The organism is Marinactinospora endophytica (assembly GCF_054780875.1).
Map to the genome: position 1 here is coordinate 166,427 of NZ_BAAGVM010000006.1, position 16,066 is coordinate 182,492.

Sequence of the window (16,066 nt, forward strand, 5' to 3'; positions counted from 1 at the left end):
GCTCGGGACGGGTCAGGCGAGGGCCGCGACGGCCTTGGCGATGCGTTCGACCGCCTCCGTGATCGCCGCGTCGTCGATCTCCAGGTGGACGACGAGGCGGACCCGGCCGGAACCGGTGGCCAGGCAGCGCACGCCGTGCTCGGTGAACGCCGCGGCGTAGCGGGCGGCCTCGCCGCGCGGCGTCTCGACCAGGACCATGTTCGTGCGCGCGGCGGCGGACAGGCCCGGCAGCCCGGACAGTCCGGTGGCCAGGCGTTCGGCCCGGGCGTGGTCCTCGACGATCCGCTCCCGGTGGTGCCGTAGCGCGTACAACGCGCCGGCGGCGATGATGCCGGCCTGCCGCATGCCGCCGCCCAGCATCTTGCGCGCGCGGCGGGCCCGCAGGACCGTCTCGGCGTCACCGGCGAGCGCCGAGCCCACGGGGGCGCCCAGCCCCTTGGAGAAGCACACCGAGACCGTGTCGGCGCCCTCGGCCACCTCGGCCGGCGAGGCCCCCAGTTCGACGGCCGCGTTCCACAGCCGTGCCCCGTCCAGGTGCATGCGCATGCCGTGGCCGTGCGCGAAGTCGGCCACCCTCCGCTGTTCGGCGAGCGGGATCGCCAGCCCCCCGAAGGTGTTCTCCAGGCAGATCAGTCGCGGCCGGGCGCGGTGGATGTCCTCCGCGCCCACGGCCCACTCCTCCAGCAGCCCGGCGTCCGGATATCCCTGGGGGTCGGAGAAGACCCGCGGCAGCGCGCGGGTCAGGATCGACGAGGCGCCCTGTTCGTTGGAGAGGATGTGGCAGCGCTCGTGCGCCCAGACCTCCTCGCCGCTCGCGACCGTCGCGTAGAGTGCCAACTGGTTGGACATGTGCCCTGAGGGAACGTAGAGGGCGGCCTCCTTGCCCAGGAGGGCCGCGGTCTCCTCCTCCAGTTCGCGGACCGTGGGGTCTTCGCCGAAAACGTCGTCGCCGACCTCGGCTTCGGCCATGGCGCGGCGCATCTGCGCCGTCGGTCGGGTGACGGTGTCCGAACGCAGGTCGATCATCGACTCGCTCCACTCTGCACGGGGTCGGGCTTTCGCGCGGGCGCCCCCAGCCTAGGACGCCCTGGGGGCGAGGCCGGCGTGGTCGGTTCCCCGCTGTCTCGCCGCGTTCTCCTCCAGCGCGTCGACCACCTCGGTGACGACGTGCTCGACGCAGGCGACCCCCTCCCCGTAGCCGAGATGGCGGTCTGACAGCACGGCGATCAGGTAGGAGCGCCGCTCGCCGTGGACGTGGCCGGCGCTGCTGATCGCCCAGCGGCCTCCGTCGACGTCGCGTGGTACCCAGCCGTTCTTGAGCTCGACCCTGTCGCCCTCCCCCGCGGCGGCGGACACCCCCCAGGCCTGTTCCGGGGCGACGGAGCCGAGGAGACGGCGGGCGTAGGAGCGGCTGTGCCGGCTGAGGGGGCCGGAGTCGGTGAACACCGCGCGCAGGAGGCGGATCTGGTCGGCCGTTGTCGTGGTGGTGGCCCCCCACACCCCCGGCTGTCCTCCTCCGGCGACGGTGGCGCGCAGGCCGAGGCGGGCGTTGCCCCGGGCGAAGCCCGCGTCGAATCCGATGCGCTGGTAGAGCAGGTCGGTGACGTCGTTGTCGCTGTAGCGGATCATCTGCTCGGCGAGGTCGCGTTCCTCCGCGGTGAGTTCGCGTTCCTCGTCGTCGGCCTGGAGGAGCAGCAGGACGAGGATGTTCAGCTTGACCAGGCTGCCCGTGGGAAACGTCTGGTCGCCGCCGTAACCATAGGTCGTCCCGGTGGCGAGGTCGTGGACGGAGATGGCGAGCCGGCCCTCCTGACCGGCGAGGTAGTCCTCGATCCGGGCGGTGATCCGTTGCCCCTCCTCGGGGCTCAGCCCCGGGACGGGCGACGGGGAGGCCACGAGTGGGGGCGCGGCCGCGGGAGGAGGGGAGGCGGCCGCGTCCCGCCCGGACTGCCGTGGGGTGGCCGGGGCGGTGCCGAGCAACGCGGGGACGCTGAGGAGGAGCGCGGCCAGCGCGGCAACGCAGACGGGCCACCGCGGGCCGCCGTCTCGGGCACGGCGCGGCGGGGGCGAAGACGTCGAGCGTGCGCGCATGTCGGCCACTCCCTCCGGCCGGGAACCGAACTCGGGGCATGGGCCACCAACGTGGCCGGCAGACGGACCCTAACAGGGCGGATCACCCAGAAAAGTCACGGAATTCCCTGCATTGCCCCACGAGCCACTCGGCCGACATCGGCCGTTTCCTCCGCCGTTGCCCGCCCCGTGCCCTTGAGACGTCGATGCTGGTGAGACGGATGGGGACGATCCGCCCCCACCCCGGACGGCCACGACGCGGGCGCGGATCGTGATTGACATCGCCTGATCCGCACTGTTCCATGAGCGCAACGCCTAGGCAGGAGCCGTCGAGCGAATGTGGGGGTCCGCATGCGCAGACCTGGTCCCGGCCCGTTCTCCCGAGCGATCGCCCTCGCGGTGTGTCTGGTCCTTGGTTCCACCGCCTGCTCGGGTAGCCTCCCCGGCGACCAGGACGAAGCGGTGGTCACCTTCGCGGCCACCCGTGCCAGCGGCGGCGACCTCGGCGCGCTGGTCGAGCGCTACAACCAGGAGAACCCGGACGCGCCGGTACGCTACGTCCCGCTGTCGGCCGAGGCCGACGAACAGCGGACCGCGATGGTCCAGGACCTCCAGGCCCGCACCGGCCTGTACGACGTCTTGTACCTGGACGCGGTGTGGACGGCGGAGTTCGCGGCCCGTGGCTGGCTGGAGCCCCTGGAGGAGGAACGGTTCGCCGGGCCGGGGATCCTCGCCGCGGCGACCGAGACCGGCCGCTGGAACGGACGGCTGTACGCCGCGCCGTTCGCGACCGGCACCGGCCTGCTGTTCTACCGGACCGACCTGCTCGACTCGCCCCCGCGCACCTGGGCGGAGCTCATCGACGCCTGCGCGATCGCCGAGCGCAACGACATGGACTGCTACGCCGGCCAGTACATGCGCTACGAGGGCATCACCGTCGCCCTGGTCGAGGCGGTGGCCTCCGCCGGGGGCGAGGTCATCACCCCACAGGGCGAGGTCGTCGTGGACTCCCCCGAGGGCCGCGAGGGACTGGGCTTCCTCGTCGAGGCCATGGCCGACGGTCACATCCCCCAGGCCGCGCTCACCTACAACGAGGACATGACCCGCCTGGCCTTCCAACGCGGCGACCTGCTGTTCATGCGCAACTGGGCGTTCGCCTACCCCCTGATGAACTCCCCCGGGGAGGAGTCGGTCGTCCAGGGCCGTTTCGACGCCGCGCCCCTGCCGGGCCCCGACGGGCCGGGCACCGGCACGCTCGGCGGCAACAACCTGGCCCTGTCGGTCCATAGCGACCACAAGGACGAGGCGTTGCGCTTCATCGAGTTCATGCAGAGCGAGGAGGTCATGCGCGACTGGCTCGCCGACACCAGCACCCCCATGGCCCGCGACGCGCTGTTCGAGGACCCCGCCCTCCTCGAGGAGGCCCCCTACCTCGCGGCGGTGCGCGAGGGCATGGACAACGTCAGCCCCCGCCCGGTGACGGCCCGCTACAACGACGTGACCAACGCGATCCAGAAGTCCGCCTACGCCGCGATGACCGGTGAGATGACGGTGGACGAGGCCGTCACCACCATGCAGGAAGAACTGGAGAGGGCGGTGCGTGGCACATGATCGGTGACACGGAGCGGCGCGACGAGCGCCGGCTGGCGACCCTGCTGCTGATCCCGACCCTCATCGCGCTCAGCCTCGTCGTCGTCTACCCGATCCTCTCGGCGATCGCGCGCTCGTTCTTCGACGACCCCATCGGTCGCTCCCCCACGTTCGTCGGGTTCGACAACTACGCCCAGGCGCTCTTCGGCTACGACCGCGAGGACTTCTGGGCCGCGGTGGGCAACACCCTGTTCTTCACCGTGGTGAGCGTGGCCATCGAGACGCTGCTCGGGCTGCTCATGGCCCTGGTGATGCACCGGGCGTTTCGCGGGCGCGGCATCGTGCGCGCCTCCGTGCTGCTGCCCTGGGCCCTGCCGACGGCGGTCAGCGCGGTCATGTGGGGGTGGATGCTCCAGCCCGACGGTGTCGTGAACGCGGTGCTGGGCACCGAGATCGTGTGGGGTGGCAGCGAGTGGCCGGCGAAGTGGTCGATCATCTTCGCCGAGGTGTGGAAGACCGCGCCGTTCGTCGCCCTGCTCATCCTGGCCGGTCTGCAGACCATCCCACCGCACCTGTACGAGGCCGCGGCGCTCGACGGGGCCTCGGCCTGGCGGCGCTTCACCTCGGTGACGCTGCCCCTGGTCAAACCCGCCATCGTGGTGGCGGTGCTGTTCCGGGTGCTGGACGCGCTGCGGATGTACGACCTCCCCCAGATCCTCACCGGGGGCGCGAACAACACCGAGACGCTGTCGACCCTGGTCGTGCGTACCGCGACCGGTGAGCTGAAGCAGGGGTACGGCGGCGCGCTGTCCACGCTGACGTTCCTGTTCGTCTTCCTGTGCGCGTTCCTCCTCATCCGGCTCCTGGGGACGAACGTGTTCGCCGGCGTCAAGGAGGCGGCCAGATGAGGACGGCAACGACGGGACGGCCGCGGCAGCGGCGCCGATGGGGGTGGGAGAACTGGGTGATCGGCGCGGGCATCGCGCTGCTCCTGCTCTACTGTCTCGCCCCGTTCTACTGGATGGTGGTCTCCAGCCTGAAGGGTCCCGGCGAGATCGCGTCGAACTCGCTGTGGCCGCGCGACCCCACCCTCGTCAACTACCGGGGGGTGCTCGGGGGGCGCGACCACTTCGGCTACGCCGTGCGCAACAGCGTCGTCATCGCGGTGACGACGACCCTGCTGGCGATGGTCATCGCGGTGTTCTCCGGCTACGCGCTCGCCCGGCTGCGCTTTCGCGGCCGCAATCTCGTGCTCGCGCTCATCCTCGCCTGTTCGATGTTCCCCGGCGTGGCGATCGTGACCCCCCTGTACCAGTTGTTCGCCGATTGGGGCTGGATCGACGAGTACCAGGCCATGATCGTGCCGAACATCAGCTTCGCCCTGCCCCTGGCCATCTTCGTGCTGACCACCTTCTTCCGCGAGATGCCCTGGGAGCTGGAGGAGGCCGCGCGGGTGGACGGGTGCGGGCCGTTCGGGGCGTTCGGCAGGATCATCCTGCCGTTGGCGGCGCCGGGTGTGGTGACGACCGGGCTGCTGGTGTTCTTCGCCGCCTGGAACGAGTACCTGATCTCCAGCGTCGTGTCGATCACGCTCGCCTCCAACCCGGTGACGGTCGCGATCGCCAAGTTCGCGGGGGACAGTGAGTTCCAACAGCCCTTCGGCTCGCAGATGGCGGCCGGCGTCATCGTGACGCTCCCGCTGGTCGTGCTGGTGCTGCTGTTTCAACGACGCATCGTCAAGGGCCTGTCCGCGGGCGGATTCCGCTGATCGCGGAACGCCGGGGAGTCGGGTCGGAAGGAGAGGAGACCATGTCGCCGGTTCGGGTGCTCATCGTCGGCGCGGGTTCACGGGGCGGCGGCTACGCCGAGTGGATCCGGCGCCACCCCGAGGTCGCGCGGGTCGTGGCGGTCGCCGAACCGCGGGCGGCCTACCGCGAACCGCTCGCCGACGCGCACGGCGTCGCCGCCGGCCTGCGCTTCACCGATTGGCGCGAGGTGGCCGCCCTGCCCCGCCTGGCCGACGTCGCGCTGGTGTGCACGCTCGACGACGCGCACGTGGAGCCCGCGGTGGCGCTGGCCGACCGCGGATACCACCTGTTGGTGGAGAAGCCGCTCGCGCAGACCAGGGCCGACTGTGAGGCGATCGTCACCGCGGCGCGGCGCAACGGGGTCCTGCTCGGAGTGTGTCACGTGCTGCGCTACGCGCCCTACACCCGGATGGTCAAGCAGATCGTGGAGTCGGGGCGCATCGGCGAGATCGTCAGCGTCGACCACGTCGAACCGGTCGGGTTCTGGCACCAGGCCCACTCCTACGTGCGCGGTAACTGGCGGCGCGCCGCCGACACCGCGCCGATGCTGATGGCTAAGTCCTGCCACGACCTCGACTGGCTGCGCCACGTCATCGGCCGTGACGCCGTGGCCGTGTCCTCCTTCGGGCGCCTGCGCCACTTCCGTCCCGACCAGGCGCCCCCTGGTGCCGGGGAACGCTGCCTGGACTGCGCGGTGGAGGCCACCTGCCCCTACTCGGCCCCGCGCATCTACGGGCGGTTCCTGGCCGAGGGACGGACGGGCTGGCCTCTGGACGTCCTCACGCCGCGACCGACCGTGGAGAGTGTCACCGAGGCGCTGCGCACCGGTCCCTACGGGCGCTGCGTCTACCACTGCGACAACGATGTGGTCGACCACCAGGTGGTGGCGCTGGAGTTCACCGGGGGCGTGACCGCGACGTTCACCATGACCGCCTTCAACCGGGCCCGTCCGCGCGAGACGACCCTGTTCGGCACCCACGGCGAGCTGTTCTGCGACGGCGAGCGCATCACCGTGTACGACTTCCTCAGCGACTCCGCCGAGACGATCGAGGTGGCCGCGGCCAACGACGGCCTGATCGACTCCGGGCACGGCGGCGGCGACGGCGGTCTGCTGGCCTCCTTCCTGCCCGCGGTCGCCGCGGGCGACCCCGCGCTGGTCGCCACCAGCGGGGAGGACGCGCTCCGTTCCCACCTGCTGGTGTTCGCGGCGGAGCAGGCCCGTCTGGAGGGGCGCGTGGTCCGCCTGGACACCCCCGAATGGTCCTCTCCCGTCCTCGACGGCGAGCGGTCCCCCGCCCCGGGTCCCTCCGCCGGCCTCGCCCCGCCAAGGTAGCGGGCGGGCTCCGCTCAGTCGAGGCCCCGCGCGCTCATCGCCTCCCCCAGGGCCTCGGCCGAGCGGACCATGCCGACCACGACCGGCACCACCAGGCGGTGTGGTCGCGGCCGGATGCCTCGGGCCAGACACGCCTCTCGGGCGCCCCGCCAGGCCGCGGCCACCATCGGGACGCAGCGGACGGTGAGCGCGAGCACCAGGGCCGCCCGGTCGGGCCGGACCCCGACGAGGCGCAGGGGACGGGCGAGCCGTTCGAACAGCGCCAGCATCTCGGCGACCCGGGTGGTGAGGGTGACGAGGCTGGCGGCCAGCACGGCGGCCGCCAGCCGGGCGCACACCCCCAGCGCGACCTGCGGGCCGGCGGTCACCGCCTGGAAGAGGGCGATCAGCGCGAGGAAGGGGAGCAGCGGACGCAGCACCCCCCACAGGTGGTGCGAGGGCAGGCCGCACAGTGGGTAGAGCGCGGCCGCGACGAGCGCCGCGACCGCCGCGCCCACCGGTGGCAGGAGCACCACCACGGTCACCACCGCGAGCAGCAGGGCCAGCTTCACCCCGGCCGGCGCGCGATGGAGCGGGGTCCGGCCGGGGACGTAGAGACCGAGCGAGGTCACGACCGCCGGTCCATGAGGCCGACGTAGAAGTCGACGGCCTCGCCGGGATCGCCGTCGAACACGATCCGCCCCTCGTCCATGACCAGCACCCGGTCGAACCCGTCGAGGACGTCGAGGTGGTGGGTGAGCAGGATGACCTGCTGCGGCAACCCGCGCAGGATCTGCTCGACGACGCGCACGTTGCGCAGGTCCAGCAGTGTGGTGGGCTCGTCGCAGACGAGGACGTCGGGCTCGGTGACCAGCACCGAGGCCAACGCCAGCATCTGCTTTTGGCCGCCGGAGAGCAGGTGCGCGGGGTGGTCGCGGTGGTCGGCCAGCCCGTGGCGGGCCAGCACGGCGTCGACGCGCTTTCGGATCTCGGCCCGGTCCAGCCCGCTGCCCCGCAGGCCGATCTCCACGTCCTCGGCGACCGTGGGCATGATGATCTGGGTGTCGGCGTCGGAGAACACGAACCCGACCCTGCGTCGGATCGCCCGCGCGTCGGTCCGGGTGTCGAGGCCGTCGACGCTGACCCGTCCCGAGTCGGGGACGACGAGCCCGTTGAGCGTGCGCGCCAGCGTGGACTTCCCGGAACCGTTCGCGCCGATCAGCCCGATCCGGTGCTCGGACAACTCGACCGAGATGTCGCACAGCACGCGACGGCCCTCATAGGCGTGCGTCACGTTCTCCAGGCGGATCATGGGATGTCTCTTCCGTTCCTTGCGGCCCGTGGGGTGAAGGGCGTCGTGCCGGCGCGGCGGGTCACCGGGGGCGCGTCGGTGCCGGCTCCTCGACCCGCCGGCCCGCCGGCGGGATCGGGTAGGAACGGTACACCCCGGCCGCGATGAGTGACGCGACGACCGCCTTGGCGAGGTCGCCGGGCAGGAACCACACCACCCCGGTCATGACGGCGAGCAGCCCGTCGCCCAGGACCATCGCGCTCCAGGGCACCCCGACCAGGTAGACCACGCCGATACCGCCGACGATGTTGGCGAGGATCCCCCACCACAGCCGGTAGCGGGGCAGGGTGCGGCCCACCAGCAGCCCGATGACCAGGGCGCCGAGGATCCAGCCGATCATGTAGCCCCCGGTGGGGCCGTAGAACGGGGCGATGCCTCCCCGCCCGCCGGGCAGGAGGGGCAGCCCCGCCACGACGAGGACGAGGAATGTCACGACGGCGAGCGTGCCCCTCTTGGCGCCGAGCAGACTGGGGGCCAGCATGACGCCGAGCGTCTGGAGGGTGATCGGCACCGGGCCGACCGGTATGGCGATCGGCATGCTCAACACGGCGAGCAGCGCGGCGAACAGGGCGACGAGGGCCGCGTCACGCGCGGTGAAGCCCCGGTATCGGGGTCGGCTCACAGGGGTCTGGCTCATGTCCGTCCTCGTCTTCGCGCCTGGTCGGTGATGGGGTGACGCGCTCATTGTCGTCCACTTCCGTCACCGTGCGCGGATGCGGACAGCCACAGCATTTTCAACCGGAATTTGTTGAAAGTGGCTAATGGCCGTCCGCGTTCCGAGGCGGTCCCGGCTAGCGCGGCGTCGCGGGAAGGACGCAGACCGGGTCGGGCAGACCGAATCGGTGGCCGGTGTCGGTGGGAATCCCCGTCTCGGGGTCCACCCGCAGCACCGACAGTTCCCCGGACTGCTGACCGCCCACCACGAGGTACCCGTCGGCCTGGGCGAAGTGGCGGGGCCAGCGCACCCCCACCGGGGTCTCGGCCAGCGGATGCGGCACCCCGGTGTCGGGGTCGATCCGAAACGTCGCGATCGTGTCGGCTCCCCGGTTGGAGACGTGGAGGAGAGCTCCATCGTGCGTCAGCGCGATCTCGGCGGGATAGTTGCGCTCCCCCTCGACCGAGGTCGCCGGGAGGTCGGCGATCCGTTCCGCGGTGGCCGTGGCGCCGTTCCAGCGGAGCACGTGGACACGGGAGTCGAGCTCGCCGGCGACGTAGAGGTGACCGGAGGAGCCGACCGCGACGTGGCGCGGCCCCGTCCCGGGCGCGAGCCGGGCCGCGACCGTGGGCTCCCCCAACGGGTCGGCGGCATCGGGGTCGAAGGGCAGGGCGCGCAGTTCGTCGGTGCCGAGGTCGGCCACGAGCAGGTGCCGGCCGTCCGGCGCGAGCACGACGCTGTGGGCGTGCGGCCCCTCCTGGCGGTCCGCGTCCGGGCCCGATCCGACCGCCGTGACGACCTCGACGGCCGGCTGTGGCGCGCCGTCCGGGCCGATCGGGTGCACCGAGACCACCCCGTCGGCGTAGTTGGCCGTGATGACGTGCCGGCCGGCGGGGTGGACGAGGAGGTGACAGGGCGAGCCGCCCCCCGTGGGGGCCTCTCCCAGAAGGCGGAGTTCCTCCCCCTCGACGGCGAAGCCGCAGACACCCCCGTCGGGACGCTCGTTCACCGCGTACAGATACGGCAGTGTGGGATGGGCGGCCAGGAAGGAGGGGTTGTCGGTCCGCCCCGCGGCCTGTCCGCCCGACAGCTCTCCGGTCCGGGGGTCCAGCCACACGCGGTGGACACCCGAACCGTCCCCGGCCGGGTCGCAACCGGGGGTGTAGGTACCGATCCACAGGAGTCGACGCTCGGCCATGACCGTCCGTTCTGATCGGGGTGATCGCCTGGTGGCCGGACCGCCCGGCCGCCAGGCCACCCTAGGGCTCCGGGCGCGGAAGCGGAACCGCGCCGCGATCGGCGTGGCGTCCGCGTCGGGTCCGTCTCAGCCGGTGCCGGTCCTGACGGCATCGAACAGCAGGGGCAGTTCGTCCGGACCGGGGAAGTGCCCACCAGGGATGGTCAGCTCCGTGAACGGGCCGCTGGTGTGCTCACCCCAGGCGCGCAGCCCCTCCTCCGTGATGACGGGATCGTCGACGCCTCCGATCGCGGTCAGCGGAACGCTCAGCCTGCTCCCCGGCTCCCAGCGGTAGTGGGTGTGCAGGGTGAAGTCCTCGCTCATGGTGCGGCCGACGAGTTCGAGCATCTCCGGCTCGGCGAGCACCTCCGCGGGCACGCCCCCATAGCGCGCGGCCACCGCCCGGGCCAGTTCGACCGGATCGGTGGGAAGCTCGTAGTGGAGCCTGACGTGGGGGGCGACCCGGCCGCTCACGACGAGGCGCGTGACCTCGCGCCCGCGCCGGTCGAGTTCGCGCGCCGTCTCATAGGCCATGAGCGTGCCCAGGCTGTGCCCGTAGACCGTGATGTCGCCCTCGAAGCCCATCAGGGCGTCGGCGAACCGCTCCACCAGCACACGCCAGCGCCGCTCGGGCTCGTTGTCGAGCTCGCGGCCGCGGATGCTGGCGCCCCATACCTGGAAGTGGGAGCCCAGCGGGGCGGCCCAGGACCGGTAGACGTAGTCCGGGGCCCCCGCGTGGGGGAAGCAGACGAGGTGCCGAGACCGCGGAGTCCCTCCGGTGAACCTGCGGAGCATGCCCTCGGCCTCGATGTGCGTTCTCACCGGCTTCCTCTCCTCGTCATAGGGACCATCGCGCCGCGGCGCGGTCGAAGATCGCCCCGACGCTAGCCCCGCGGGACCGCGCTTGGCAAAGGCCGCTGTTTTTCGGACGCTGCGCCGACCGGAAAGCGTCAGCACATATGATCCCGGCCACGGCGGTCCCGTGTTCCCGGAGAAGGACGGCCCGCGCCCGAGGGCGCGGGCCGGACTCAGCCTACGAGTTCACTCTGGGAGCCGCTGTTGGCCAGCGCGTGCACCAGAAGCTCCTTGAGAACGTGCCCGGCCGACGAGCGGTCCCGCGCGTCGAAGTCGATGATCGGCACGTTGTCGCTGATCTCCAGCGCCTCGCGGATCTCCTCGCCCGTGTAGTTCAACTGGCCGTCGAACTTGTTCAGGGCGACGATGTAGGGGATGCGCTGCTGCTGTTCGAAGTAGTCGATCGCGTCGAAGCAGTCGGCCAGACGACGAGGGTCGACCACGACGACGGCGCCGACGGCACCACGCACCAGGTCGTCCCACATGAACCAGAAACGGGCCTGGCCTGGCGTGCCGAACATGTACAGGATCAGTTCCTCATCGAGGGTGATCCGGCCGAAGTCCATGGCGACGGTGGTGGTGACCTTCTGCGGAACCGCGGTGGTGTCGTCGTGGACGACACTGGCCTCGGTCATGACCGCCTCGGTGGTCACCGGCTCGATCTCGGAGACCGAGCCGACCAGGGTCGTCTTACCCGCGCCGAATCCTCCCGCGATGACGATCTTGGTCGACATCTTGGAGAAGGTGTCACTGGAAGAGTCGTTCGAGACCACGGAGCGCCCTCTCGAGAACCTGGTTTTCCGACGGACTGTGTCCGGTGATGGTGGGATGGATGTAGACGAGGCCCTGATCCGCCAGATCGCTCAGCAGAACCTGGGTGACGCCCAACGGGATCTTCAGCTCCGCCGAGATCTCGGCGACCGAGCGTGTCTCGCGGCAGAGCAGCAGTATCCGTTCCGACTCCGGCATCAGGTTCCGCGGCGGGTCGATCGACGGATCTGCGGTGGAGATCAGCGTCTGAACCATGAGGGGATGCCGCGATCGCGTCCGTCCACCCGTGAAGGTGTAGGGACGGATGCGGGAGCCCCTTCTTCTCCTGCGGTAGCTCATTGCTGTGGCAACCTCTTCGTGAGTTACGCTCCGGCGGGCCAGAGCTACCCGGGTCAGCGGGCGATGACTTCGCGGAGCTCGGAACGCAGCTGCGGCGTCAGCACGTGACCTGCATTCTCCACGAGAAGGGTCATCTGGTAGGCGACGATCTTCATCTCCGCGTCGGCCGAGGTCAAGACGGCCAGGCAGGAACCGTCACTGATCGACATGACGAACAGATGACCGCGCCGCATGCGCACGATGAGCTGTTCGCACTCGCCCTTGCCGAACAGTCGGGCACCACCCTCGGCGAGGCTCTGCAGGCCGCTGGCGATCGCGCTGAGCTGTTCGGCGTGCTCCTCCGGGAAGTCACGCGAGGAAGTCAGCAGCAGTCCGTCAGAGGAGACCACGACGGCGTGCTCGACTCCGGGAACGTCCTTCACGAAGTTGGAGATGAGCCAGGTGAAGTTCTCCGCGTTCTCACTCAACCCGTTAGTCATGTGCATCCAGCTTCTCGTTAGTTCGTCGGGGGTCGCGATGGCGCGCTCCAGGGACGGGTGGCGATCGGTGGTGCGGGGCCGACCGCCACCCGGTCACTCCTTGGAGCACGTCCGGCTATTCGTCCTTCTCGTCCTTCGTGGCCGCGCGTTCGCCCTCGAGGAAGCCGTCGAGGTCGGCGCGAATACGCTCGGCCCTGCTGGCGGCGTCCTCCGGCGGGGTCTCCCCGGAAGAGGCGTCATCCGTCTGGGCGAGAGTGGGCATCGGCGTGGTGGTGCGATTGGCGCTGCGCCGGGGCAGACCTGCCGCGGTGAGCCCGGACGACGATCCCGCCGCCGGGCCGGAAGCCGGGGATGCAGAGGTGGGCACGGTTGCGGGGGTGGGTCGGGGGGCGGGGGGGCTCTGGACGACGGAGCGCGGGGGCTCGGCGGCCGCCTTGGGCGTCGAAGAGTGACGCAGGAGCGTGTCGGGCACGATCACGTGGGCGCTGACACCGCGGAAGGAGCGCGCCTCCAGTTGCACGCGCAGGTCGTGACGCTGGGCGATGCGACTGACCACGTACAGGCCCATGTGCTTGATGACGCGCTCGTCCATGACCGGGGCGCCGCTCAGGCGGTCGTTGAGGTCGGCGAGCTGGCTCTCGGGGATGCCGATGCCCTCGTCCTCGACGGTGATGAGCAGACGCTCGTCGGCCATCTCCTGGGCGCTGATGACGACCTGGGCGTGGTCGGGGGACTTCGCGGTGGCGTTGTCCAGCAGCTCGGCGAGCAGGTGGCTGATGTCGTCGGCGGCGGTGCCGGACAGGGCGCGCTCGGGGAACTTGCCGATGCGGACCCGCTCGTAGTCGCTGATCTCGGAGATGGCCGCGCGGGCCACGTCCAGCAGCGGAACCGGCTCCATGTGGGGGTCGCCGGTGTCCTGTCCGGCCAGTACGAGGAGGTTCTCCCCGTTGCGGCGCATGCGGGTGGCGAGGTTGTCGATCCGGAAGAGCTGTTCCAGCAGGTCCGGGTCCTCGGTCTTGGTCTCGAGCTCCTCGACGATGTCGAGCAGCGACTCGACCAGTGTGAGATCGCGGATGGCCATGTTGGCCAGCGTGACCGTGAGGAGCTCGCGCTCCCTGTCGACCGCGTCTGCCTGGATGACGGCCGCCGTCGGCTCCTGGAGGGCGGGGCTCGCCGGCGGGAGGGACTCCTCACCGGATGTGGCCGGCTCCTCGGAGGCGGCGGGCCTGTCGGCCGGCTGGGGAGCGGGGGCGGGGACAGGACGCGGTCGGGCCAGCCCGAACCACTCCAGCACCCTCCGAACTCCGCGCCCCACCGGCCTCGACGTCTCCTCTGTGCTCATCATGTGCGCCAGTGGGTGGTCAGCACGATCGGCCGATGATGGCGCCTGTGCCACAGCACATCTCCTCAGTAGACGGGATTGACCAATGACTACGAGCCCGACGGGCGTGTCCGACCGTCCGGTCTACACGCCGTGGCATCCGCGCGCGACCGTGTCCGTGACACGTGTACGCCGAGCAGGGCTCGCGGATGGCCGAGGTTTCCAGGGCTCGTGGCGGGCGTCCGGCTTCGACCGCCGACCGGTCTGACGCAGGGCGGCCGGAGGGCACAACCGATCACATGGCACAGCTTCGCGCAGAGCCAACGGATCGCCACCAAAACCACCAAAACGTCACCGAATCGTCAGGCAGATTAGCACAGCGCACCCAACCGGACGCTCACCCGAAGGTGCGCGGCAGACACCCGAAAAGCGCCCTTCACCCACTCCCCTCTTCTTCCGTGCCGTTTTCCGGATCACCGACCGACCTTAGCCCTTTCCCCGCCACCAAGAGGGCGAATTCCCTCACTCCCTCTCGTTTTCCACTCCGCCGAGCGGGAGGGGCGTGCGAAACCGTGCAGGCACGGGGCTCACTCCCCGCCTTCCCCTCCCCACCCATCTCGGGAGGCAGTGTGACACACGCAACGAAAAGAGAGGACTTATGCCCCTTTTTGTCCTTTTCGAATTCCACGTGTCACGCCTCAGGAAGGGAAAGCCGAAAACCCGGCAGCCCCCTCCACGGCTTTTCCTGGAAGGGGTGGACCTGGCATGCCGGAATTCACCACTTCACCTGCGCCTTCCCGTCCGTCGCTCCCGCCGCGCGGGGCTCGGGTCAATCATCGTCGCTTCGGCCCGTGGAGTCACGGCCCACGTCGAACCGCTCCTCGTAGCGGGCGCGCGCCTGCCGCACCGCCTCGTCGCCGACCCAGGCGACCGGCGTGACATCGACGAGCAGCGGCTCGTGGTCGGGTCCGTGCCCCACGACCCGTCCGCGCAACACCCAGGCCCGACGGGACTCCCCCTGTTCGGCGAGGTCGACGTACTTGCAGACCTGGCGCGCCACCCAGTCGGCCAACGGACGTTCCCACCAGTCCTCGGCGCTCAGCACGGTCACCGACAGCCCCGGCAACTCCAGCCCGCTCTCGTAGTCCTTGCTCGGCCCCTCGCCATCACGCTGGGGCCCCTGCGAGTAGCGCAGGTAGAGACCGTGGTCGCGTTCCACCAGTGACGTCAGCTCATCGAGCCCCTCCACCACCGGAAGGTCCTCGTAGGCGCGTTCCCTGTCCCGTTCCATGTCCGCCGCGGCTACCCGCGGGGAGCCGGGGCATGCCAACGGCAGCCGGACACACGGGGTGTAGCCGTCCGAGCGGCGGGCAGACGCCCAGGACGACCGGCCATCCCGGCTCAGACGAGGAGGACACCCAATTGTCCGAGAACACACCCCTCCAGGCGGCGGAGAGCGCGAGCGGGACTTTCGGCGACTACGACCGCGTCGCGATCGTCACCGGCGGTGACAGCGGGATCGGCAGGGCGACGGTGGTCGCCCTGGCCGAGCGCGGCTTCGACGTGGGACTGACCTACCACGAGGACGAGGAGGGCGCCCGCGGCGCGGCTGAGGAGGTGCGCGCGGCCGGGCGGACGGCCGCCGTGCGCCGGCACGACCTGAGGGATCCCCAGACCGCGGCCGGCGTCGTGGAGGAACTGATCGCGGAGCTCGGCGGCGTGGGCGTCCTCGTCAACAACGCCGGCGTCGGCACGCAACAGCCGCTCCTCGACATCGACTACGCGCAATGGCGGGACACGCTCGCCGTGGACCTCGACGGCCCCTTCCTGTGCGCGCGCGCCGCCGGACGCCACATGGTGGCCCAGGGGCGCGGTGGGCGCATCGTCAACGTGACGAGCGTGCACGAGGCCTATCCGCGCGTGGGCGCCGGCCCCTACTGCGCGGCCAAGGGCGGGCTGCGGATGCTCACGCGCACCCTCGCGCTGGAGCTGAGCGCGCACGGGATCACCGCCAACGCGGTCGCCCCCGGCGAGATCGCCACCCCGATGACCGGGCAGCACGAGCAGCCCCCGGTGTCCGGTTCGCGGGGCGGCTACCCGTTGGGGCGCCCCGGCGACGCTCGCGAGGTGGCGTCGGTCATCGCCTTCCTGGCCGGCCCGGAATCCTCCTATGTGACCGGTGCGACCGTGTTCGTCGACGGGGGCATGACCATGATGGGCCCGCAGGCCTCCGGAGCGCTGGAGACCGGGGAGTGGCGGGCCGGGTAGGGGCGGCCCG

General features: G+C 71.0%; 17 protein-coding genes. 5 read left to right on the forward strand and 12 right to left on the reverse strand.

Annotated features, from left to right (window positions below; all coding sequences use genetic code 11):
• Positions 1-12: 12 nt before the first annotated feature.
• Both ACYVHU_RS13660 and ACYVHU_RS13665 read right to left on the reverse strand, forming a co-directional pair.
• A complete protein-coding gene (locus ACYVHU_RS13660; RefSeq protein WP_078762211.1) occupies positions 13-1,026 on the reverse strand; it encodes a threonine aldolase family protein in 1,014 nt (337 codons plus the stop codon).
• Between the two features lie 51 nt (positions 1,027-1,077).
• Positions 1,078-2,091: a serine hydrolase gene (locus ACYVHU_RS13665; protein ID WP_078762212.1), complete on the reverse strand. Its 1,014-nt coding sequence runs from the start codon at positions 2,089-2,091 to the stop codon at positions 1,078-1,080.
• A gap of 330 nt (positions 2,092-2,421) precedes the next feature.
• Here ACYVHU_RS13665 and ACYVHU_RS13670 point away from each other — a divergent pair, with 330 nt between their 5' ends.
• From ACYVHU_RS13670 to ACYVHU_RS13685, 4 genes are read left to right on the forward strand one after another with little or no spacing between them, the layout of a single operon-like run.
• Positions 2,422-3,681, forward strand: coding sequence for an ABC transporter substrate-binding protein (locus ACYVHU_RS13670; RefSeq protein ID WP_078762213.1), 1,260 nt, complete (start codon positions 2,422-2,424; stop codon positions 3,679-3,681).
• Positions 3,678-4,568 carry a carbohydrate ABC transporter permease gene (locus ACYVHU_RS13675; protein WP_078762214.1) on the forward strand — a complete coding sequence of 297 codons (891 nt, stop codon included), beginning with the start codon at positions 3,678-3,680 and terminating at the stop codon, positions 4,566-4,568. Before ACYVHU_RS13670 ends, ACYVHU_RS13675 begins: the two co-directional genes overlap by 4 nt.
• Positions 4,565-5,428, forward strand: coding sequence for a carbohydrate ABC transporter permease (locus tag ACYVHU_RS13680; protein ID WP_078762215.1), 864 nt, complete (start codon positions 4,565-4,567; stop codon positions 5,426-5,428). Before ACYVHU_RS13675 ends, ACYVHU_RS13680 begins: the two co-directional genes overlap by 4 nt.
• 41 nt (positions 5,429-5,469) lie before the next feature.
• Complete coding sequence (locus tag ACYVHU_RS13685) at positions 5,470-6,801, forward strand: Gfo/Idh/MocA family protein (protein ID WP_078762216.1); 1,332 nt, start codon at positions 5,470-5,472, stop codon at positions 6,799-6,801.
• 14 nt (positions 6,802-6,815) lie between these two features.
• On the opposite strand, the gene ACYVHU_RS13690 is transcribed toward ACYVHU_RS13685, so the two are convergent.
• From ACYVHU_RS13690 to ACYVHU_RS13735, 10 genes are all read right to left on the reverse strand, one after another.
• Complete coding sequence (locus ACYVHU_RS13690) at positions 6,816-7,412, reverse strand: CbiQ family ECF transporter T component (RefSeq protein ID WP_432939076.1); 597 nt, start codon at positions 7,410-7,412, stop codon at positions 6,816-6,818.
• Positions 7,409-8,092 carry an energy-coupling factor ABC transporter ATP-binding protein gene (locus ACYVHU_RS13695; protein ID WP_078762218.1) on the reverse strand — a complete coding sequence of 228 codons (684 nt, stop codon included), beginning with the start codon at positions 8,090-8,092 and terminating at the stop codon, positions 7,409-7,411. Before ACYVHU_RS13695 ends, ACYVHU_RS13690 begins: the two co-directional genes overlap by 4 nt.
• A gap of 61 nt (positions 8,093-8,153) precedes the next feature.
• Entirely contained in the window at positions 8,154-8,768 is a 615-nt protein-coding gene (locus tag ACYVHU_RS13700; protein ID WP_235000995.1) for a biotin transporter BioY, read from the reverse strand.
• A gap of 154 nt (positions 8,769-8,922) precedes the next feature.
• On the reverse strand, positions 8,923-9,984 hold the full coding sequence (locus tag ACYVHU_RS13705; RefSeq protein ID WP_078762219.1) for a lactonase family protein: 1,062 nt from the start codon (positions 9,982-9,984) through the stop codon (positions 8,923-8,925).
• 126 nt (positions 9,985-10,110) lie between these two features.
• The gene (locus ACYVHU_RS13710) at positions 10,111-10,845 is read right to left on the reverse strand and encodes a thioesterase II family protein (protein WP_078762220.1); all 735 of its coding nucleotides are present in this window, start codon (positions 10,843-10,845) and stop codon (positions 10,111-10,113) included.
• Between the two features lie 206 nt (positions 10,846-11,051).
• Positions 11,052-11,612: a GTP-binding protein gene (locus tag ACYVHU_RS13715; protein ID WP_078762221.1), complete on the reverse strand. Its 561-nt coding sequence runs from the start codon at positions 11,610-11,612 to the stop codon at positions 11,052-11,054.
• A gap of 13 nt (positions 11,613-11,625) precedes the next feature.
• Entirely contained in the window at positions 11,626-11,988 is a 363-nt protein-coding gene (locus tag ACYVHU_RS13720; protein WP_078762222.1) for a DUF742 domain-containing protein, read from the reverse strand.
• A 53-nt stretch (positions 11,989-12,041) separates the two neighbouring features.
• A complete protein-coding gene (locus ACYVHU_RS13725) occupies positions 12,042-12,467 on the reverse strand; it encodes a roadblock/LC7 domain-containing protein (RefSeq protein WP_078762355.1) in 426 nt (141 codons plus the stop codon).
• 115 nt (positions 12,468-12,582) lie between these two features.
• Positions 12,583-13,812: a sensor histidine kinase gene (locus ACYVHU_RS13730; RefSeq protein ID WP_078762223.1), complete on the reverse strand. Its 1,230-nt coding sequence runs from the start codon at positions 13,810-13,812 to the stop codon at positions 12,583-12,585.
• Between the two features lie 805 nt (positions 13,813-14,617).
• Positions 14,618-15,079, reverse strand: coding sequence for a DUF6098 family protein (locus tag ACYVHU_RS13735; protein WP_078762224.1), 462 nt, complete (start codon positions 15,077-15,079; stop codon positions 14,618-14,620).
• 131 nt (positions 15,080-15,210) lie between these two features.
• On the opposite strand from ACYVHU_RS13735, the gene ACYVHU_RS13740 reads away from it, so the two are divergent.
• Entirely contained in the window at positions 15,211-16,056 is an 846-nt protein-coding gene (locus ACYVHU_RS13740) for an SDR family oxidoreductase (protein WP_235000996.1), read from the forward strand.
• Positions 16,057-16,066 lie beyond the last annotated feature (10 nt).